This is a genomic window from Serratia sp. HMSC15F11, from assembly GCF_001808215.1.
In the GTDB taxonomy this organism is placed as follows: domain Bacteria; phylum Pseudomonadota; class Gammaproteobacteria; order Enterobacterales; family Enterobacteriaceae; genus Serratia; species Serratia nevei.
In genome coordinates, this window is sequence record NZ_KV792422.1 from 1 (window position 1) to 20,580 (window position 20,580).

14 protein-coding genes and 1 pseudogene are annotated in these 20,580 nt (G+C 58.6%); 9 read left to right on the plus strand and 6 right to left on the minus strand.

The genetic code is table 11. The features are described from left to right. Window positions 1-32 precede the first annotated feature (32 nt). Window positions 33-167: pseudogene (locus tag HMPREF3138_RS26195) on the minus strand (porin OmpC); the annotation flags it as partial. Window positions 168-862: 695 nt separating this feature from the next. Here HMPREF3138_RS26195 and HMPREF3138_RS07255 point away from each other — a divergent pair. The 4 genes from HMPREF3138_RS07255 to rcsB are packed head-to-tail and all read left to right on the plus strand — an operon-like array spanning window position 863 to window position 5,845. Beyond that, window positions 863-1,270 (plus strand): DUF4186 domain-containing protein, encoded by a 408-nt coding sequence (locus HMPREF3138_RS07255; RefSeq protein ID WP_065425909.1) that lies wholly within the window; start codon window positions 863-865, stop codon window positions 1,268-1,270. 54 nt (window positions 1,271-1,324) lie between these two features. After that, window positions 1,325-2,479 (plus strand): MFS transporter, encoded by a 1,155-nt coding sequence (locus tag HMPREF3138_RS07260; protein ID WP_038876358.1) that lies wholly within the window; start codon window positions 1,325-1,327, stop codon window positions 2,477-2,479. A gap of 20 nt (window positions 2,480-2,499) precedes the next feature. Next, the gene (gene rcsD, locus HMPREF3138_RS07265) at window positions 2,500-5,202 is read left to right on the plus strand and encodes a phosphotransferase RcsD (protein ID WP_038876360.1); all 2,703 of its coding nucleotides are present in this window, start codon (window positions 2,500-2,502) and stop codon (window positions 5,200-5,202) included. Further along, window positions 5,195-5,845: a response regulator transcription factor RcsB gene (gene rcsB, locus HMPREF3138_RS07270; RefSeq protein ID WP_004935900.1), complete on the plus strand. Its 651-nt coding sequence runs from the start codon at window positions 5,195-5,197 to the stop codon at window positions 5,843-5,845. Before rcsD ends, rcsB begins: the two co-directional genes overlap by 8 nt. Window positions 5,846-5,906: 61 nt before the next feature. Here rcsB and rcsC read toward each other — a convergent pair whose 3' ends face one another. After that, window positions 5,907-8,768 carry a two-component system sensor histidine kinase RcsC gene (rcsC, locus tag HMPREF3138_RS07275; protein ID WP_070558900.1) on the minus strand — a complete coding sequence of 954 codons (2,862 nt, stop codon included), beginning with the start codon at window positions 8,766-8,768 and terminating at the stop codon, window positions 5,907-5,909. 167 nt (window positions 8,769-8,935) lie between these two features. Continuing rightward, on the minus strand, window positions 8,936-11,578 hold the full coding sequence (gene gyrA, locus HMPREF3138_RS07280; RefSeq protein ID WP_038876363.1) for a DNA topoisomerase (ATP-hydrolyzing) subunit A: 2,643 nt from the start codon (window positions 11,576-11,578) through the stop codon (window positions 8,936-8,938). Window positions 11,579-11,790: 212 nt separating this feature from the next. Between gyrA and ubiG the strand changes: the two genes are divergently transcribed. The 4 genes from ubiG (at window position 11,791) to yfaE (ending at window position 16,705) form a co-directional block, all read left to right on the plus strand. After that, entirely contained in the window at window positions 11,791-12,516 is a 726-nt protein-coding gene (gene ubiG / locus HMPREF3138_RS07285) for a bifunctional 2-polyprenyl-6-hydroxyphenol methylase/3-demethylubiquinol 3-O-methyltransferase UbiG (protein ID WP_033641383.1), read from the plus strand. Window positions 12,517-12,954: 438 nt separating this feature from the next. Continuing rightward, window positions 12,955-15,243 carry a class 1a ribonucleoside-diphosphate reductase subunit alpha gene (nrdA, locus tag HMPREF3138_RS07290; protein WP_033648028.1) on the plus strand — a complete coding sequence of 763 codons (2,289 nt, stop codon included), beginning with the start codon at window positions 12,955-12,957 and terminating at the stop codon, window positions 15,241-15,243. 67 nt (window positions 15,244-15,310) lie between these two features. Further along, window positions 15,311-16,441: a class Ia ribonucleoside-diphosphate reductase subunit beta gene (nrdB, locus tag HMPREF3138_RS07295; protein WP_019453694.1), complete on the plus strand. Its 1,131-nt coding sequence runs from the start codon at window positions 15,311-15,313 to the stop codon at window positions 16,439-16,441. Window positions 16,442-16,444: 3 nt separating this feature from the next. Continuing rightward, window positions 16,445-16,705, plus strand: a complete 261-nt coding sequence (gene yfaE, locus HMPREF3138_RS07300; protein WP_033653779.1) for a class I ribonucleotide reductase maintenance protein YfaE — start codon at window positions 16,445-16,447, stop codon at window positions 16,703-16,705. Window positions 16,706-16,764: 59 nt separating this feature from the next. On the opposite strand, the gene HMPREF3138_RS27385 is transcribed toward yfaE, so the two are convergent. Next, window positions 16,765-16,917 (minus strand): Hok/Gef family protein, encoded by a 153-nt coding sequence (locus HMPREF3138_RS27385; protein WP_038876367.1) that lies wholly within the window; start codon window positions 16,915-16,917, stop codon window positions 16,765-16,767. 249 nt (window positions 16,918-17,166) lie between these two features. Beyond that, window positions 17,167-17,988, minus strand: a complete 822-nt coding sequence (locus HMPREF3138_RS07310) for an AraC family transcriptional regulator (RefSeq protein ID WP_038876369.1) — start codon at window positions 17,986-17,988, stop codon at window positions 17,167-17,169. A 116-nt stretch (window positions 17,989-18,104) separates the two neighbouring features. Here HMPREF3138_RS07310 and HMPREF3138_RS07315 point away from each other — a divergent pair, with 116 nt between their 5' ends. Then, a complete protein-coding gene (locus HMPREF3138_RS07315) occupies window positions 18,105-19,313 on the plus strand; it encodes an FAD-dependent oxidoreductase (RefSeq protein WP_223294914.1) in 1,209 nt (402 codons plus the stop codon). A gap of 3 nt (window positions 19,314-19,316) precedes the next feature. Here the strand turns inward: HMPREF3138_RS07315 and HMPREF3138_RS07320 are convergent, their stop codons facing one another. Further along, a complete protein-coding gene (locus HMPREF3138_RS07320; RefSeq protein WP_038881933.1) occupies window positions 19,317-20,513 on the minus strand; it encodes a nicotinamide mononucleotide deamidase-related protein YfaY in 1,197 nt (398 codons plus the stop codon). Between the last annotated feature and the right edge of the window lie 67 nt (window positions 20,514-20,580).

A 20,580-nucleotide genomic window follows, 5' to 3' on the forward strand; every position in this document is an offset into this window, starting at 1 on the left:
CTCAGCAAAAGTTCGATTTATTCAACAAAGCCGGAGAAATAGTGAAGACCGTCGACTTTACCGTACAAATCCAGTTTATTACCGTCTTTGTTGTAGATTTCCGCCGCGCCTGCTGTGCCTGCAACCAGCAGTGCGGGTACCATCAGAGAGAGTACTCGAAGTTTCATCGTTATTATCCTCGTTAATTATGTCGAGCTACGGCCACTGCCCTTTTCGAGCATTATTAGCACGACTGTGCATTACCATTCTGGTAACAAGGGTTATATTAATCCAGAAAGAAAATGATACCAAGTATCCGATAGTGTTTCATTGTAATTAATAAAGGTTTCAAAATGTAAATACGCGCGAACTTTCACAAAACCTTACAGACAAACAAAATAAAGCACTTAAAGACAAAGAATATATTAACTGATAAAAAATCATGTAGTTATACATATCTTTAAGAAAAAAAAGGCAACCATACAATTAGGCCGGGCAATAAGCACATTGTGCCAAAACGCTGTCCGCACGCAGCCGCTATAATCACCTCGCTATCATCATTATTTTCATTATTACCTTCATTATCCGAAGATAATTTCAGCATTCCTTTAACCGGCTTCTGGCCGGTTTTTTATTTCCCCCCACACTCTCCTCACAATTTCAGTTCGTACAAATAGCAAGCAAATAAATAACCTCATGATATAGTTTCACTAATTCACCTCCGCACTAATTGCTAATCTTTTCTGTTATTTTAGTCTATAAATTGAGCTTGCTTTTCATTTCGTGCTTTATCCCGTCCGTTATTTCTCGCCGCAGGCATAATTAGCCGCGGAGTTTCACTTCTGATAGCCTGAAAAAAAGCTCACCCTCAGCGAGTAAAGTTATGATGCCCTTTCAACCCGACGTGCTGTGGCAGCGGCTGCAAAGCTCCCCTTTCCGCGCCCGTTTCCGTTTAAATGCCAAAGACCAAACCTACCTCGACGACAAGGGATTGCCGCTGATCCTCAGCCATGCCCGCGATTTCATCGACCGTCGCCTGGCCGCCGCCCATCCTAAAAATGACGGTAAGCAAACGCCGATGCGCGGCCACCCGGTGTTTGTCGCCCAACACGCCACCGCCACCTGCTGCCGCGGCTGCCTGGAAAAGTGGCACGGCATACCGCAGGATATCGCGCTCGACCAACGGCAAAAGGCGTATATAGTCCAGGCGATCGCCCTGTGGCTGGTGCGCAGAGGCGGTGCCAGAGAGGAACCAAACGCGAATCTTTTCGACCCGGATCGCGGATTGTGATAAAAACTGTCAGTAACTTTCGCCACTCTTTTGACCCAAGATCCTGACGCTTACATGACAGCCACCTTGTGCAATGAACAGCAAACGCCCGGCGTTCCTCAACAGATCGCCACCCGCCTGGCCTTTTTCGTCGCCGGTCTTGGCATGGCCGCCTGGGCGCCGCTGGTGCCCTTCGCCAAAACGCGCATCGGTATCGATGACGGCTCGCTCGGCCTGTTGCTGCTCTGTATCGGTGCCGGTTCCATGCTGGCGATGCCGCTGACCGGTTTCCTGACCGGCAAACTGGGCTGCCGCGCAGTGATCCTGATGGCGGGGCTCGGGTTATGTATCGATCTGCCGCTGCTGGCGCTGATGGATTCCCTCGGCGGCATGGCCGTGGCGCTGCTGCTGTTCGGGGCGGCGATCGGCATGATCGACGTGGCGATGAACGTTCAGGCGGTGATCGTCGAACGCGCCAGCGGCAAGGCGATGATGTCTGGTTTTCACGGTTTCTTCAGCATCGGCGGCATTGCCGGCGCCGGTGGCGTCAGCGCGCTGCTGTGGCTGGGCCTGACGCCGCTGCAATCCACCCTGCTTACCGTACTGGCGGTGATAGTGCTGCTGGCACTCGCCAGCCGCCATCTGCTGCGTGAGAGCGGCGCCGACGACGGCGGGCCGATGTTCGTCTTGCCGCGCGGCTGGGTGATGTTCATCGGCATCCTGTGCTTTATCATGTTTCTGGCGGAAGGATCGATGCTCGACTGGAGCGCGCTGTTCCTCACCACGCTGCGCGGCGTCGAGCATAGCCAGGCCGGCCTGGGCTATGCGCTGTTTTCCATCACCATGACGCTCGGCCGGCTCAATGGCGATCGGGTGGTGAACTCGCTGGGCCGCTACCGGGTGCTGCTGCTGGGCAGCCTGTGCGCCGCACTCGGTCTGAGCCTGGCCATCGCCTTCAATCACACCACCGTGTCGCTGGTCGGTTTCATGCTGGTCGGCCTGGGCGCCTCGAACGTCGTGCCGATCCTGTTCAGCGCGGCGGGCAACCAGCGCGACATGCCGGCCAATTTGGCGATCGCCTCCGTCACCACCGTCGGCTATGCCGGTATTCTGGCCGGCCCGGCGCTGATCGGCTTTATCGCTCAGTTTTCCAGTCTGACGGTGGCTTTCGCCTGCGTAGCCGCCCTGCTGTTGGCGGTAACCGCCAGCGCCAAGGCCGTCACTCGCTGATTCAGGAATGCGCAGCCACTATGCAAAATAAACAACTGACCATCAGCTCCAGCAACATTACCCGCTGCTTCCTGCTGTTTATCGTGCTGCTGACGATCGGCATTGGCCTGTATGGTTACAACTACACCAACGCCTGGCTGGCGGAAAAGAAGTACACGCTGAACAGCATTGCCGGTTCGCTGCAAAAGCGTATCGATACCTACCGCTATATGACCTACCAGGTCTATGACAAATTCGGCAATGCGCCGGCACAGAACAGCGATCCCGGTATGCAGGAAACCCGCCTGCGGCCCGACGTCTATTATGTCGAAAAGCCGCACAAGAAAACCGACGCGGTGATCTTCGGCAGCCATGACGAGAACACGCTGGCAATGATCGCCAACATCTCGGACTACCTGGACACCCGCTGGGGTGCCAAGACCGAGAACTACACCATGTATTACCTCAATGGTCAGGACAACAGCCTCAGTCTGATCACCACCCAGCCGCTCAAAGAGCTGGCTTCACGCTTTCGAGAGAGCTACCTGACCACCTCGGCGGACGAACGCCGCGCCGAGATGCTGCAACAGGCCAACATGCTCGACGAGCGCGAGAGCTTTTCCGATCTGCGCAAGCAGCGTTTCCAGAACGCCTATTCGTTCTCGATTCGCACCACCTTTAATCAGCCGGGACATCTGGCGACGGTGATCGCCTTCGACTTGCCGATCAACGACATCATTCCGGCCAATCTGGCCCGCGCCAATTTCCTGCTGCTGCCGGACGATGTCGATCTCGACGACAGCGCCATCCCGGCGGAAACGGCTCTCGGTACCCATGCGACGATGAGCGGTGGTTGGGTCGAGTTCAGCGCCGCCCTGCCCAATGCGCCGCTGAAGGTGGTGTATCGCGTTTCGGCCATCAATCTGGCCATCGATCTGCTGCGCAACAACATCTGGCTGATCGCGATCAACCTGCTGCTGCTGGCGCTGTCGATGCTGAGCATCTATTTTATCCGCCGCCAGTACATTCGCCCGAGCGAAAACATGGCGGTGGAGCTGGAAGCCGAGCGCGCGCTGAATCAGGAAATCGTCTCCAGCCTGCCTTCCGGCCTGCTGGTCTACAGCTTCGCCAACAATACGGTGATCGCCAGCAACAAAATCGCCGAACACCTGCTGCCGCACCTCAGCCTGCAAAAAATCGCCCATATGGCCGAACAGCATCACGGGGTGATCCAGGCGACGGTCAACAATGAAGTGTATGAAATCCGTATCTTCCGCAGCCAGCTGTCGCCGGACACCTACCTGTTCCTGATGCACGATCAGGATAAAGAGGTGATGGTGAACAAGCGGCTGCAGCAGGCGCGGCGCGAATACGACAAGAACGTTCAGGCACGCAAGCTGATGCTGCACAACCTGGGCATCGAGCTCAATCAGCCGGTACGCCAGATGCACGATCTGGTCGAGCGTCTGCGCGACCGGCCGGATGAGCAGCAGCAGCAGGCACTGCTGGGCCAGTTGACCGCGGAGTCGGCTTCGGTGCTGGGTTTGATCGATAACATTACCCTGCTGACCCGGCTGGAAACCCAGGACTGGCAGCCTACGCGCGAACCGTTCAACCCAGCGGCAATGGTCGACGAGTTGCTGCTGGAGGCCCTGCCTGCCCTCAATCAGAAGGGGCTGGCGCTGTTCAAACATTTCCAGCTGGACGTCGAGCAGAACTATATCGGCGACGCCAACGCGCTTCGCAAAGTGATCGCGCTGCTGGTGCATTACGCCATTATCACCACCGCCTGCGGCAAGATTTCGCTGGTTGTCGACCATGAGCCCGAGCACCCGGATCGCCTGATTTTCCAAATCAACGACACCGGCTCCGGCATCTCCAACGAAGAGATCAGCAACCTCAACTATCCCTTCCTCAGCCAGACGCTGGTGGACCGCTTCAACCACGGTTCCGGGCTCACCTTCTTCCTGTGCAACCAGCTGTGCAAAAAGCTTAATGGCCAGTTGGACATTCGCAGCAAGGTGGATATCGGCACTCGCTATACCATTCGCGTCGCCATGGAGATGGAGAAAAAAGAGCCGCAGGAGCAGGAAAAGCTGCTCGACGGCGTCACCGCCCTGCTGGACGTCACGTCGGATGAGGTGCGCGGCATCGTGACCCGCCTGCTGCAGGCCTACGGCGCCGACTGCCTTGTCGCCGAAGATCGCGCGGTCAACCGCGATTATGACGTGCTGCTGACCGATAACCCACAACGCGCCGATGACTACACCCTGTTGTTGGCGACCGATGAGCCGGGCTGGCAAGCGCTGGATAAACGCTACATTCGGGTGAACTATAATCTGAACGGCGCATTAATCGACGCCGTGATGATGCTGATCGAACAGCAAATGGCCGCGCTGGAACAGGAAGGAAGCCCGCTTTCATTGAGCTCAGAAGATATCCAACTCTATGAAAAACAATTGAAATCAAGTGATTACTATGGGCTGTTTGTCGATACAGTACCCGACGATGTCAAAAAACTGTATACTGAGGCGGGCAGCAGTGATTTCAATGCGCTGTCACAAACCGCACACCGCCTTAAAGGCGTGTTTGCCATGTTAAATCTGCTTCCCGGCAAGCAGCTGTGCGAATCGTTAGAACAGCGCATCGCAGAAGGTGATGCGCCCGAGATCGAGAATAACATCAGTCAGATTGATTTTTTCGTCAGCAGACTGCTGAAGCAAGGTAGCCAACAACATGAATAACCTGAACGTAATTATTGCTGATGACCATCCTATCGTACTGTTTGGCATCCGGAAGTCACTTGAGCAAATTGAATGGGTGAATGTCGTTGGGGAGTTCGAAGACTCAACCGCACTGATCAACAATCTGTCCAAGCTGGACGCCAACGTGCTGATCACCGATCTGTCGATGCCGGGTGACAAGTATGGCGACGGCATCACGCTGATTAAATACATCAAGCGCCACTATCCGCAGTTGTCGATCATCGTGCTGACCATGAACAATAACCCGGCGATCCTGAGCGCGGTATTGGATCTGGATATCGAAGGCATCGTGCTGAAACAAGGCGCGCCGACCGATCTGCCGAAGGCGCTGGCCGCCCTGCAGAAAGGCAAGAAGTTCACGCCGGAAAGCGTCTCTAAACTGCTGGAGAAGATCAGCGCCAGCGGCTATGGCGACAAACGCCTGTCGCCGAAAGAGAGCGAAGTGCTGCGCCTGTTCGCCGAAGGTTTCCTGGTGACCGAAATCGCCAAGAAACTCAACCGCAGCATCAAAACCATCAGCAGCCAGAAGAAATCGGCGATGATGAAGCTGGGCGTCGAGAACGACATCGCCCTGCTAAACTACCTCTCCTCCGTCAGCATGACGCCGTTGGACAAAGACTAAAGCCCGCCTCACGGCAGGTTAGCACCAAACAGGCACGGCACTCGCCGTGCCTGTTTGCTTTTCAAGCCTCGCTGCGGCTGTAGCGTACCCGTTGGCTGTAGTAAGCCAGCGTCTGTTCCAGCGTCTCCAGCGTGACCGGTTTCGACAGGCAGTTATCCATACCCGCCTCGAGGCAGCGCTGCTTCTCTTCCGCCAGCGCATTCGCCGTCACGCCGATCACCGGCGCGCTGAACTGCATCTGTCGCAGTTCCTGCGTCAGGCGATAGCCGTCCATATTCGGCATATTGACGTCGGTCAGCACAATATCGACGTGGTGCTGTTTCAGCACGCCGAGCGCGTCGACGCCGTCGTTGGCGGTCACCACCTGATACCCCAGCGATCCCAGCTGATCGGACAGCAGGCGACGGTTGATCGGATGATCGTCAACCACCAGCAGATGAATATCGCCGTTGTCCGCCGCGCTGGCCTTGGCGGGCACCGGCAGCTGCACCAGCGCCTCTGCCGCGCCGCTGCCGACGCCGAACAACCGGTTGAGCAAGCTTAGCGTTTCTCGCGGCGTGGAGGTGCTGTGCATCCAATAACCCGGCCGGGTTTCCAGCGATGGGCCGATATGTTCGGTAGAGAATTGGATCTGAGCCAGCAGCGGCGTGTCCAGCATCAGCGGATGATCGCTGAGCATCACCTCTCCGGCGGCGGTCTCTTGGCCGTCATAGCGCTGGATATCGGCGCCGTACCCCCCCAGAATCGCCATCAGGTAACTTTCCAGCCGCTGATTGCGGATATCCAGCCACAGCCGACGGCCCTGCCAGGTATCGCTGGCCTGCGGGATGGGGAACTGAGCGTTGAACAGCGGAATGCGGATGCTGAACAAGCTGCCCAGACCCGGTTCGGACTCGACGGCGATATCGCCGTCCATCAGGTTGATCAGTTTCTCACAGATAGCCAACCCCAGGCCGGTTCCCTGGAAATGGCGCTGCACGCCGGTGCCCACCTGGAAGAACGGATCGAACAGGCGCGAGATCTCCTTCTCCGGAATACCGACGCCGGTATCGCGCACGCTGAACTCCAGATAGCTGCCGCGGGTGCAGACCTGCAGCACGATACAGCCGGTATCGGTGAACTTGATGGCGTTGTTCACCAGGTTGGAGAGCACCTGCTGCAGCCGCACCGGATCGCCGAAAATGCGCTCCGGCACGTTCTGTTCGATAAAGCAGTACAGCCCCAGACGTTTCTTCACCACCAGCGGCAAATAGTTGCCGGCGATATGGGTGATCACCTCCAGGCAGGAGAACTCGCGCGGTTCTATCTTCAGCTGCTCGGACTCGATTTTGGAGAAATCGAGAATATCGCTGATGATTTTCAGCAGCAGGCCGGAAGAGTTGTTCATCGCATTGACCAGCCGATCGACCCCCTGCGGCAGCGCCTTGGTTTGCAGCAAATCGAGGTTGCCGATAATGCCGTACAGCGGCGTGCGCAGCTCATGGCTGACGGTGGCCAGGAACATCGATTTGGACTGGCTGGCCTGCTCCGCCGCCGCCGCCATCTCCTGCAGCGACTCTTCCATCTTCACGCGGGCGCTGACGTCCACCAGCACGCAAATCGCCACATCTTCGTTACGGTAGCGCGAGTGGACAAAGCTGATCTGCAGGTTGTTGTTGTTGCTGGTCATCACATCGACGAAATTCGCCTGCTGTTCGCAAATGATGCGCGTAATGCGATCGCGATCTTCGTGGGTCAACAGGTTGATGTAGTTGTGCGCCAGTTCGTTACTCAGGATATTGGTGCCATCGCTGATGCGCAGGATACAGATGCCCACCGGTGCCGAAGCGACGATCTTGCGGTTGAACTGCTCGTGCTCTTCCAGGCGAAAGGCGTTGTCCTCCGCCGGCAGGAACATTTTACGCTCAAACAGCCACGCCAGCGTGAACAGCACGATGGCCGACAGCAGGTTCAACAACAGCGCGTTGAGGATCAGCATTTTGAAACGTTCTACTACGCTTTTCACCGGCAGCGCATAGACGATGCTCAGCGAAGAAGGCGGCAGCACTTTCTTCAGGATCAGATCGCGATAATTGTCGACATAGCCGAAGTAGGCGTGCTCTGCGGGATAGCTGTTGAGCGAAGCGGCATAGCGATCGCCGTCCGCCAGGCGCAGCACCGGCTCGTTGTTCTCATCCAGCAGCGTGACGCCGATCGGCAGGGTGCCGGCGGTAACGAAATCCTCCAGCCGAACGGTCTGTTCTATGCCCAGCAGCGCCTCCAGCTTGTTGCCGATATAAATCGGCGTCAGCACATACAGATAGCCGACGTCCGGCCGCTGCGCGCTGGGGCTGATCCAATACAGGTTGTTGTCTTTGTCCAGATTCTTGGCGTTGCGGTATTTCAGAATGCGCTCGTGCAGCGACTTCAGCACGTTTTCCCGATTGGCGCTCGCGTTGCCGCCGCCGAACTCCGCCATACACAGGCTGTCGCCGCCGATGAAGAACACCCGGTTGAGATCGTAGGCCGCCACGAAGTTCTCTTTCCAATACTGGATCAGGCCGCTCAGCGAATCGAGCGAACTGCGGTAGGTGGTGCTCAGCGTGCAGTTGGACTCCGGGTACAGCGGAAAGAATTGCGGTGGGCTGCCCTTGCCGGGAAACACGCCGCTGAACATGTCAAGGCTGCTGACCGACCCGTTGAGACGGTTCTCCGCCATATACTTGATGTCGCGGATGATGTCGGCGGAATGGCGGATGTAGCCCTGCGCCTGATCGAAGTTGAGGTTGTAGTCCTGCCGGATATCCGACTCTTTCTGATGCAGGATATTCAGAATATAAAAGGTGGTGAGCAGCGCTCCCAACGACCACAGCAAAATCGCCAGCACCCGGAACAGATAGCGGGATATCTTCAGCGTAGTTCGAAAAGAAGCTAAGTATTTCAATCGGATACCATACGAAAGTCAGTGGCGGTGCACGCATTCGCCGGCGCGGCAGCCGGCGGCTCGGTGCGCCAATTAAACCATATAACTGAAAAAGGGCCTAGCATCGCTGCCAGGCCCTTCTGTCTCAGTGCATTAGGGTGTCGGCATGCCGACGCCCTCACCTTGCTTTAAACGTTGTCGTCGTCCATCGGCTCAGCCGCGTCGTCGCCATCGTCCAGCGGCGTGGTGTCTTCTTCCACCGCTTCCGCCCCCGGTTCCAGGCTGTCCAGCTCTTCGTCTTCCACCGGCTCGGCCACGCGCTGCAGGCCGACGACGTTTTCGTCTTCCGCCGTGCGGATCAGCGTCACGCCCTGGGTGTTACGGCCCACCACGCTGACTTCCGAAACGCGGGTACGCACCAGCGTGCCGGCATCGGTGATCATCATGATCTGGTCGCTGGTTTCCACCTGTACGGCGCCGACCACCTGGCCGTTACGCTCGCTCACCTTGATGGAGATAACCCCCTGGGTGGCGCGTGACTTGGTCGGATATTCGGTCACGGCGGTGCGTTTACCGAAGCCGTTTTGCGTCACGGTCAGGATGTCGCCTTCACCGCGCGGCACGATCAGGGAGATCACGCTGTCGCCTTCGCCGAGGTTGATGCCGCGCACGCCGGTTGCGGTACGGCCCATCGAACGCACCTGCGTTTCCGGGAAGCGTACCACTTTACCGTTGGCGGAGAACAACATCACTTCATTGCTGCCGTCGGTCAGATCGACACCGATCAGTTCGTCGCCCTCGTTGAGGTTGACGGCGATGATGCCGGCGCTGCGCGGACGGCTAAACTCGGTCAGCGCGGTTTTCTTCACGGTACCGCTGGCGGTGGCCATGAACACGTGGCGCCCTTCTTCATACTCGCGCACCGGCAGGATGGCGGTGATACGCTCATCGGCTTCCAGCGGCAGCAGGTTGACGATTGGGCGACCGCGCGCGCCACGGCTGGCTTCAGGCAGTTGGTACACCTTCATCCAGTACAGGCGGCCACGGCTGGAGAAGCACAGGATCGTATCGTGGGTGTTGGCCACCAGCAGGCGATCGATAAAGTCTTCTTCTTTAATACGCGCCGCAGATTTGCCTTTGCCGCCGCGGCGTTGAGCTTCATAGTCGGACAGCGGCTGATACTTCACGTAGCCCTGATGAGACAGGGTCACCACCACGTCTTCCTGGTTGATCAGGTCTTCGATGTTGATGTCGGAAGTATTGGCGGTGATCTCGGTGCGGCGGCCGTCGTTGTACAGCTCTTTGACTGCCACCAGTTCTTCGCGGATCACTTCCATCAGGCGCTCTGGGCTTTCCAGAATAAAGATCAGCTCGGCGATAAAGTTGAGCAGTTCTTTATATTCGTCCAGCAGCTTCTCGTGCTCCAGGCCGGTCAGTTTCTGCAGGCGCAGATCCAGAATCGCCTGAGCCTGCTGCTCGGTCAGGTAGTATTTGCCGTCGCGGATGCCGAACTCCGGCTCCAGCCACTCAGGGCGGGCGGCGTCGTCACCGGCGCGCTCCAGCATGGCGCTGACGTTGCCCAGATCCCACGGCTGCGCCACCAGCGCAACTTTCGCTTCGGCCGGGGTCGGCGCACGGCGAATCAGCTCGATGATCGGATCGATGTTGGCCAGCGCGATGGCCAGCGCTTCCAGAATATGGGCGCGGTCGCGGGCCTTGCGCAGTTCGAAGATGGTGCGGCGGGTAACCACTTCGCGGCGGTGACGCACGAAGGCTTCGAGGATGTCTTTCAGGTTCAGCAGCTTAGGCTGGCCCTGATGCAGCGCGACCATGTTGATGCCGAAGGTGACCTGCAGTTGCGTCAGCGCATACAGGTTGTTCAGCACCACTTCGCCGACCGCATCGCGTTTGACTTCGATCACGATGCGCATGCCGTCTTTATCGGACTCGTCGCGCAGCGCGCTGATGCCTTCCACGCGCTTTTCTTTCACCAGCTCGGCGATCTTCTCGATCAGACGCGCCTTGTTCACCTGATACGGGATCTCGTGAACGATGATGGTTTCGCGCCCGGTCTTGGCGTCGGCTTCCACTTCCGCGCGCGCGCGCAGGTAGATTTTACCGCGCCCGGTGCGGTAGGCCTCTTCAATGCCGCGGCGGCCGTTGATGATCGCCGCCGTCGGGAAGTCCGGCCCCGGGATGTGTTCCATCAGCCCTTCGATGCTGATGTTTTCATCGTCGATATAGGCCAGGCAGCCGTTGACGACTTCTGTCAGGTTGTGCGGCGGAATATTGGTAGCCATGCCCACGGCGATGCCCGATGCGCCGTTGACCAGCAGGTTCGGGATCTTGGTCGGCATGACGGCCGGGATCTGCTCGGTGCCATCATAGTTAGGCACGAAGTCGACGGTTTCTTTTTCCAGGTCCGCCAACAGTTCGTGAGCAATCTTGGACATGCGCACTTCGGTATAACGCATTGCCGCGGCGGAGTCGCCGTCGACGGAACCGAAGTTACCCTGGCCGTCCACCAGCATGTAGCGCAGTGAAAACGGCTGGGCCATACGCACGATAGTGTCGTAAACCGCGCTGTCACCGTGTGGGTGATATTTACCGATCACGTCCCCGACGACACGGGCCGATTTCTTGTATGGTTTATTCCAGTCGTTACCCAGTACGCTCATCGCGTACAGAACGCGGCGGTGAACCGGCTTCAGTCCATCACGAACATCTGGCAGCGCACGTCCGACAATAACGGACATCGCATAATCCAGATACGAGTTTTTCAACTCGTCTTCGATGTTTACCGGTGTGATTTCTCTGGCAAGGTCGCTCATGGAGCTGCTATCCCTCTACTAATGATTCATCTGCCCGCTGCCATAGTGGCAAAGGTGTAAAACTATATCACAAAGCACGCTTTACGGGAAAATAACCGCCGCTGTTTCACGGAAATTGTGCAGATAAGTGCGCTAAAAACGCATCGGCGCAGACGATGCCGCGCCGGAACATGTATAATCCGCGCAACGAGAACAAGGAGCCAGACAAGCCCATGAACGCAGAATCATCCAGCCGAGTGCAAAACGTTGACCACCAGGAAATCGCCAAGTTCGAGGCCGTCGCCTCCCGCTGGTGGGATCTGGAAGGCGAGTTCAAACCGCTGCACCGCATCAACCCGCTGCGCCTGAACTACATCATGCAGCGCGCCGGCGGCATTTTTGACAAGCAGGTGCTCGACGTGGGCTGCGGCGGCGGCATTCTGGCGGAAAGCATGGCGCGCGAAGGCGCCAAGGTCACCGGCTTGGACATGGGCGCGGAGCCGCTGCAGGTCGCGCGGCTGCACGCGCTGGAAAGCGGCATGAACGTCACTTACGTGCAGGAGACGGTGGAAAGCCACGCTCAGGCCAACCCACAGCGCTATGACGTCGTCACCTGCATGGAGATGCTGGAGCACGTGCCGGATCCGGCCTCGGTGGTGCGCGCCTGCGCCCAGTTGGTGAAACCGGGCGGCCACGTGTTCTTCTCCACCATCAACCGCAACACCAAAGCCTGGCTGATGGCGGTGATCGGCGCGGAGTACGTGCTGAAGATGGTGCCGCAGGGCACCCACGATCATAAGAAGTTCATTCGCCCTTCCGAACTGATCGGCTGGGTCGACGGCACACCGCTGCGCGAAAAGCACATGATCGGCCTGCATTACAACCCGATCACCGATCATTTCAAGCTTGGACGCAACGTTGACGTGAACTACATGGTGCACACCCAGCACGAAGGCTAAGCGTTGTAAACCGCGCCGGCCCTGCATTACCGGGGGGCGGCGCCGGCGGAGCATTCGGAAAAATACCTAATTTCCGCGACTTCGATCAAAATAGCCGTTGTAAACAGTTTTTTAGAATATTAAATCAGATCAATATGCCGTTTTTTTCTAACGTTTAATAAAGCGCCAAACGATCGGTTTTTTCAGTTTTTCAGTAAAATCTGATCGCGCTTATTGACAAGCTTGTCGCGCCAGTCACGGCGCGCGCTTCGCGCGGCAAGTTACATTTCACCCCCAAGTTATCCACAAATTAGGCCGATTTTGTTCACTTGCAAACGCCGTTTTTTCTCACTATCTTGTTACCTCACCGACATACAACCCCTATATATAGTGTTTACATACTGAGCAGAGCGACTACACTTCTGCTTAGGGGCACCATACGGACAGGTAAAACACCACATGAACCAAAGTCTGCTTGTAACTAAACGCGATGGCCGTAAAGAGCGCATCAATCTCGACAAAATCCACCGGGTCATCGATTGGGCCGCGGAGGGATTACACAACGTCTCGGTTTCTCAAGTAGAGTTGCGTTCACACATTCAGTTTTATGACGGCATCAAAACCGCCGACATTCATGAAACCATCATCAAAGCCGCAGCCGATCTGATCTCCCGCGATGCGCCGGACTATCAGTACCTGGCCGCTCGCCTGGCGATCTTCCACCTGCGCAAAAAGGCTTATGGCCAGTTCGAACCGCCGAAGCTGCACGCCCACGTCACTCGCATGGTCGAGATGGGCAAATACGATAAGCATCTGCTGGAAGACTACAGCGCTGAAGAGTTCGAGCAGATGGATTCCTTTATCGATCACTGGCGCGACATGAACTTCTCCTATGCCGCCGTCAAGCAGCTGGAAGGCAAGTATCTGGTGCAGAACCGCGTCAGCGGCGAGATCTACGAAAGCGCCCAGTTCCTGTACATGCTGGTGTCCGCTTGCCTGTTCTCCAACTACCCGCGTGAAACTCGTCTGGATTACGTCAAACGTTTCTATGACGCGATTTCCACCTTCAAGATTTCGCTGCCTACGCCGATCATGTCCGGCGTGCGCACCCCAACCCGCCAGTTCAGCTCCTGCGTGCTGATCGAGTGCGGCGACAGCCTGGACTCCATCAACGCCACCTCCAGCGCCATTGTGAAATACGTCTCGCAGCGCGCCGGCATCGGTATCAACGCCGGCCGCATCCGCGCGCTGGGCAGCCCGATCCGTGGCGGTGAAGCCTTCCATACCGGCTGTATTCCGTTCTACAAACACTTCCAGACCGCCGTCAAATCCTGCTCGCAGGGCGGCGTGCGCGGTGGCGCGGCAACGCTGTTCTACCCGATGTGGCACCTGGAAGTGGAAAGCCTGCTGGTGTTGAAAAACAACCGTGGCGTTGAAGGCAACCGCGTGCGTCACATGGACTACGGCGTGCAGCTGAACCGCCTGATGTACCAGCGCCTGATCAAGGGCGAAGACATCACCCTGTTCAGCCCGTCCGACGTGCCGGGGCTGTATGACGCGTTCTTCGCCGATCAGGACGAATTCGAACGCCTGTATACCCAGTACGAGAAAGACGACAGCATTCGCCAGAAGCGCGTAAAAGCGGTTGAGCTGTTCTCGCTGATGATGCAAGAGCGCGCCTCTACCGGCCGCATCTACATCCAGAACGTCGACCACTGCAATACCCACAGCCCGTTCGATCCGCAGATCGCGCCGGTACGTCAGTCCAACCTGTGCCTGGAAATCGCCCTGCCGACCAAGCCGCTGGAAGACGTCAACGACGAAAACGGCGAGATTGCGCTGTGCACCCTGTCCGCCTTTAACCTAGGCGCGATCGACAGCCTGGACGATCTGGAAGAATTGGCAACCCTGGCGGTGCGCTCGCTCGACGCCCTGCTGGATTATCAGGATTATCCGATCAAGGCTGCGCACCGTGGCGCGATGGGCCGCCGCACCCTGGGCATCGGCGTCATCAACTTCGCCTATTACCTGGCGAAGAACGGCGTGCGCTACTCCGACGGCAGCGCCAACAACCTGACGCACAAAACGTTCGAAGCCATTCAGTACTACCTGCTGAAAGCCTCCAACCGTCTGGCTCAGGAACAAGGCGCTTGCCCGTGGTTCAAAGAGACCACTTATTCGCAGGGTATCCTGCCGATCGACACCTACAAGAAAGACCTGGATGCGGTCTGCAACGAGCCGCTGCACTACGACTGGGAAACCCTGCGTAAAGAGATCCAGGAAACCGGTCTGCGCAACTCGACGCTGTCTGCGCTGATGCCGTCGGAAACCTCTTCGCAGATTTCCAACGCCACCAACGGCATCGAGCCGCCGCGCGGCCACATCAGCATCAAGGCGTCGAAAGACGGCATCCTGCGCCAGGTGGTGCCGGAGTATGAGCGTCTGAAAGACAACTACGAGCTGCTGTGGGAAATGCCAAGCAACGACGGCTATCTGCAGCTGGTGGGGCTGATGCAGAAATTCATCGACCAGTCGATTTCGGCCAACACCAACTACGATCCGACCCGCTTCCCGGGCGGCAAGGTGCCGATGAAGCAGCTGTTGAAAGACCTGCTCACCACCTACAAGTTTGGCGTGAAAACGCTGTACTACCAAAACACCCGCGACGGTGCGGAAGACGCCCAGGAAGATTTGCAGCCTGCCAAGGCCGGCGATGACGACTGCGAAAGCGGCGCCTGCAAGATCTAAAGTTTGACCTAGCGGGCCGGAATTTTCCGGCCCCTTCATTTAGCCACGTTACGATGGATTCAGGCTTATGGCTTACACCACTTTTTCTCAGACCAAAAACGACCAGCTGCAAGAGCCGATGTTCTTCGGCCAGTCGGTAAACGTTGCGCGTTTCGACCAGCAAAAGCATGAAATCTTCGAAAAACTGATCGAAAAGCAGCTCTCCTTCTTCTGGCGCCCGGAAGAAGTTGACGTCTCCCGCGATCGCATCGATTACCAGGCGCTGCCGGAGCACGAGAAGCACATCTTCATCAGCAACCTGAAGTATCAGACGCTGCTGGATTCCATCCAGGGCCGCAGCCCGAACGTCGCGCTGCTGCCGCTGATCTCGATCCCTGAGCTGGAAACCTGGGTGGAAACCTGGTCGTTCTCCGAGACTATCCACTCCCGTTCCTACACTCACATCATCCGCAACATCGTCAACGATCCGGCGCTGGTGTTCGACGACATCGTCACCAACGAAGAGATCAAGAAGCGCGCGAAAGATATCTCCGGCTACTACGACGATCTGATCGAGATGACCAGCTACTATCACCTGCTGGGTGAAGGCACCCACCAGGTGAACGGTAAAACCGTCACCGTCAATCTGCGCGCGCTGAAAAAGCAGCTGTACCTGTGCCTGATGAGCGTGAACGCGCTGGAAGCGATCCGCTTCTACGTCAGCTTCGCCTGCTCCTTCGCATTCGCCGAGCGCGAACTGATGGAAGGCAACGCCAAAATCATCAAGCTGATCGCCCGCGACGAAGCGCTGCACCTGACCGGCACCCAGCACATGCTGAACCTGATGCGTTCCGGCGCCGACGATCCTGAAATGGCGGAGATCGCCGAGGAATGTCAGCAGCAGTGCTACGATCTGTTCGTGCTGGCCGCCCAGCAGGAGAAAGAGTGGGCGGAATACCTGTTCCGCGACGGCTCGATGATCGGCCTGAACAAAGACATCCTGTGCCAGTATGTGGAGTACATCACCAATATCCGCATGCAGGCGGTCGGCCTCGGTCTGCCGTTCGAAACCCGCTCCAACCCGATCCCGTGGATCAACGCCTGGTTGGTGTCCGACAACGTACAGGTAGCGCCGCAGGAAGTGGAAGTGAGCTCCTACCTGGTTGGCCAGATCGACTCGGAGATCAACGCCGACGACCTGAGCGACTTCGAACTGTAAGCAATGGCGACGCCAATCGTAACGCTGCGCGCCGCCGGCACGCAGCTCTCCTGCCCTAACAGTGAAAACTGCCTGCTCGACGTGCTGGAACTGCACGACGTGCAGGTGGAGTACCAATGCCGCTCCGGCTATTGCGGCGCCTGCCGCCTGAAGCTGGTGAAAGGCGAAGTGGCCTACCGCCAACAGCCGCTGGCGTTTATCAACGCCGGCGAAATCCTGCCCTGCTGCTGCATGCCGCTGACGGATATCGAGCTGGAAATGTAAAGTCGGGTGCCGGAAACCGCGCCTGGAGACCAGAAGGCGGGGTTGCCCCCGCCCTAGGATTACCGCTTCACCTCACACGCCAACCTGATCAGGATAGTGATATTTTCCTGGTAGATTTTCAGCTCGCACAGCGAGTCTCTTATCATCCAGATAAATAACAAAACCGTAATACATACAACGGCTAGCGAGTGAAACACATACCTTAAGCGCATGCTTGCCTCCTTGCTGTGAAGGGGCTACCATACCGGTGTCTAGGCGGTATGTGCAGCCCCATTCTGATTGAGAGTCAGTCTGGGGCTTTCATCTATCCGCCTTGTCACACAATGCCCAAGACGAACAGTCTCAAGCACCCGTCAAGAGAGTAACAGCATTCCCCCGGCGCGAATATCCCCTATAACATTATGATTAATCAGGGATATATAACCGTCACAAAAGCATCTCCTCCCTCATCCCCGGCCTGATTAGCGCCCCTTTCCCGCCGATGTGGAAAAATAACGCGCCGGGGAATCGCCGAAGGCTTTACGAAACATGGCGATAAAATTGCTCGGCGAGGCATACCCCAGCGCCTCCGCAATCTGCAGCACCGTTTCGCCTTCGGCCAGCTTCGCCAACGCATATGACAACCGAGCCTGCTGACGCCACTGGGCAAAACTCAGCCCCGTCTCGCCGATCATCAGCCGCCGCAGGGTACGCGGCGACATCGCCCCCCATTCAGCCCACGCCTCCAGTGAACGTTCGCTCCCCGGCTGCGCCAGCAAGGCCTGCAGAACGCCGGCCAGGCGCGGATGGGACGACATCGGCAAATGCAGCGGCTCCGTCGGCGCCAGCCGTATCTCGTCACGCATCACCTGCGCCATACGCTCCTGCTCCAGGGTAAGCGCGCTGCGTTTGTCCCAACCTTCCGCACGCTGAGCCAGCGCCTGCAGCACGGGGCTAATACCGATGACGCAAGGTGTATTCGACAGATCGTGGCAGGCCTCCGGCGCCAGCAGCAAACTCCAGCCGCTCAGCGCGCCGCAGACCTGCACCCGGTGCTGCGTCGCCGGCGGGATCCACCCCGCCCGCTGAGGCGGAAGCACCCAGTCGCCCTGCGCCGTGCGTACATGCAGCAAGCCGCTTTCAACGCACAGCAACTGCCCTCGCACATGCTGATGCCAGTCGTATTCGCGCGTGCCCAACCGATACTCCCGGCCTGCCGCGTCGCGGCCGCCTAGGGCGATCAGCCAGGGGCCCGCCGACCATTCGCTGCAGTCAGCGTCGAGGGCATGAAGGTTTGCATTCATATTGGCCACTAATCACTATTTTTAGTCCAGATACCGTTATACCAACCTTTTCCTGCGCCGACATAATGAAATGCTTCCGGCCGCGACCGTCTGTGGCCACTGACTCAAGAGGGAACATGATGACAACACTCAGCATTGGCATTATCGGCGCCGGGCCCGGCGGCCTGTGTCTGGCTCAGGGACTGCGCCGCTTCGGCATCCATGCCACGGTGTTTGAACGCGATACCACGCCGCAAGCGCGCGATCAGGGCTATCGGCTGCGCATCGATCCGACGGGCCAGCAGGCACTGGCCACCTGTCTGCCGCCGGCGCATTACCGGTTGCTCTGCGCCAGCAGCGCGCAAAACAGCGGCGAGAGCAATCTATGGGATCCGCAGCTTGCCCCGCTCAACGCCCGACGCCCCGAGCACTGGCTGCCCTCCAGCCCGCAGCAGGCGCAGGAACCGAGCGGCGATCTCGGCGTTCATCGGCAAACGCTGCGCGAAATCCTGCTCACCGGTCTGCAAGACCGGGTGCGCTTCGGCTATACCCTGTGTGAATTTGCACAAACGCCGCAGGGCGTGGAACTTCAGTTCGCCAACGGCGAACACGTGCGGGTCGATGTGCTGATCGCCGCCGACGGCGTTAACTCGCTGGTGCGGCGGCGCTGCCTGCCCAAGGCGGGCCCCGAAGACAGCGGCGCGGTCACCCTCTACGGCAAAACGCCGCTCGATGCGGCGACCCGTGCCCAATTGGCCCCCGAATTGCTGCGCGGCGTGTCGGTCGTCTTCGCCGACGGCTTGTCGCTGGTGATTGAACCGATGCGCTTTCAGGCGCCCATGGCGCAGCTGGCAGCCGACTATGCGCCGGATTGCCCCCTCACGCCGGTCGACGACTATCTTTATTGGGCCTGTATCGGAACGGCTGAACGGCTCGGCGGGCCGGCGCGGGCGGAGGGAAGCGCTGCGCTGCAGGCACGCGTAAGGCATATCTCGCAGGGATGGGCCCCCGCTTTGCAAACGGCGTTAGCGCTGGCGGATCCCCTGTCGCTCAGCGTGCGGGCGGTGCAGGTCACGAAGGCGATGCCGGTGTGGCACAGCGAACGTATCGCCTTTCTCGGCGACGCCGTGCATGTCATGAGCCCGGCGGGTGGGCTCGGCGCCAACACCGCGTTGGCGGACGCCGCCAGCCTGGCGACGCATCTGGCGCAGGCCGGCAGCGCCGCGCAGGCACTCAAGGACTATGGTGCAGATCTGCAAACGCGGGGCGCGGCGGCGATACGCCTTTCACGCCTGGCGTCCGAACGGCTGCAGCAAAACCGTGACGCCGGCGACTCAGCGCCATGACCGTCACTCGATAATTTCCACCACCTCCAGCCAGGCGTTTTTACCGCACGCCTGGCCCCCATTAAGCCAGCGGCGCAGCATATCCAGCGCCAGCATCGCCACCGACTCCTGCCGCAGCCGCAGGCCGTGGCGCGACGCCCGATAACGCACCGTCTGGCCAATGCCGCCGCGCGGCGTATGCAGCGCAATGCTCACCTGCTCGTCGCGCATGGCGCTGACCGCCAACGCCAACGGCGCACCGGTCAATTCCGCCAGCGAACGGGCGCGCGCCAGCGTCGTTTCCAGCGTTTCGATGCAGTGCGCCGGCAGCAGCTCGCCCCCCGCCAGCGGCGCCCCTTCGCTCTGCAGCTGCAGATTGATCAACCCGGCGCTGAACTGCTCGCTCAACGCCAGCTTCAGCCCTTGCTGATTCAGACGCTGCGTCAGCGTCGCCGGCAACCCGGCGGTGCCTTCAAAGATGCAGTTGTCCCCCGCCACCTCGCGCACGCGTCGCCAGGCCTGCTCCATTTCCACACGCCGGCTTTCCGGCCCGGTCAGCTTCAGCTCGATAATCGGGCTGGATGAGCGGTAGCCCAGCACCACTTCCGGCGGCAGCGGCATGCCATCCAGCTCGGCGGCCAGATCGCTCTCGGAGGTGCCGAAGGTGGTCAGGCGCAGGCACAGCGGCGGCGCCGGCAAGGTGAAGCGCTGGCGCAGGCGCGGCACGATCTGCTGTTCGACCATCACTTTGAATTCCGACGGCACGCCGGGGGTGAAGAACATCTGACATTTGTTCAGCTGCAGCGCAAACCCACAGGCGGTGCCTACCGGGTTATCCAGCATTTCCGCGTTGGCCGGGATCTGCGCCTGCTTGCGGTTGGAAGGGGCCATCGGCCGCCCGCGCTCGGCGAAATAGGCTTCCATGCGCGCCAGCCAGTCGGCCCGTTCGACCAGCTCTACGCCACAGGCTTTCGCGGCGGCCAGCGCGCTGAGATCGTCGCTGGTCGGCCCCAGGCCGCCGTTGACGATCAGCACATCGGCGATATGGCTTCGTTCCTGCAGGATCTCGATCAACGCAGAGAGGCTGTCCCCGACTGTTTCACGCCCGCTCATCGGCACTCCCTGCTGGAACAGGTAGTCCGCCAGCCAGGCGGCGTTGGTATCAATAATTTGCCCGTGCAGCACCTCATCGCCGGTGCTGAGCATCTCCACCCTTAACATTGATCTCTCCCACATTTTTTGGTCATTCCACTATAGAAGCCCGTAAATAACTTTTCACTAGCCGCCT

What these genes read in the sequence shown, in the direction of transcription:
- HMPREF3138_RS07255 (WP_065425909.1), top strand. Translation starts at nt 863, where the DNA reads ATGATGCCCTTTCAACCCGACGTGCTGTGGCAGCGGCTGCAAAGCTCC.
- HMPREF3138_RS07260 (WP_038876358.1), top strand. Translation starts at nt 1,325, where the DNA reads ATGACAGCCACCTTGTGCAATGAACAGCAAACGCCCGGCGTTCCTCAA.
- rcsD (WP_038876360.1), top strand. Translation starts at nt 2,500, where the DNA reads ATGCAAAATAAACAACTGACCATCAGCTCCAGCAACATTACCCGCTGC.
- rcsB (WP_004935900.1), top strand. Translation starts at nt 5,195, where the DNA reads ATGAATAACCTGAACGTAATTATTGCTGATGACCATCCTATCGTACTG.
- gyrA (WP_038876363.1), bottom strand. Translation starts at nt 11,578, where the DNA reads ATGAGCGACCTTGCCAGAGAAATCACACCGGTAAACATCGAAGACGAG.
- ubiG (WP_033641383.1), top strand. Translation starts at nt 11,791, where the DNA reads ATGAACGCAGAATCATCCAGCCGAGTGCAAAACGTTGACCACCAGGAA.
- nrdA (WP_033648028.1), top strand. Translation starts at nt 12,955, where the DNA reads ATGAACCAAAGTCTGCTTGTAACTAAACGCGATGGCCGTAAAGAGCGC.
- nrdB (WP_019453694.1), top strand. Translation starts at nt 15,311, where the DNA reads ATGGCTTACACCACTTTTTCTCAGACCAAAAACGACCAGCTGCAAGAG.
- yfaE (WP_033653779.1), top strand. Translation starts at nt 16,445, where the DNA reads ATGGCGACGCCAATCGTAACGCTGCGCGCCGCCGGCACGCAGCTCTCC.
- HMPREF3138_RS27385 (WP_038876367.1), bottom strand. Translation starts at nt 16,917, where the DNA reads ATGCGCTTAAGGTATGTGTTTCACTCGCTAGCCGTTGTATGTATTACG.
- HMPREF3138_RS07310 (WP_038876369.1), bottom strand. Translation starts at nt 17,988, where the DNA reads ATGAATGCAAACCTTCATGCCCTCGACGCTGACTGCAGCGAATGGTCG.
- HMPREF3138_RS07315 (WP_223294914.1), top strand. Translation starts at nt 18,105, where the DNA reads ATGATGACAACACTCAGCATTGGCATTATCGGCGCCGGGCCCGGCGGC.
- HMPREF3138_RS07320 (WP_038881933.1), bottom strand. Translation starts at nt 20,513, where the DNA reads ATGTTAAGGGTGGAGATGCTCAGCACCGGCGATGAGGTGCTGCACGGG.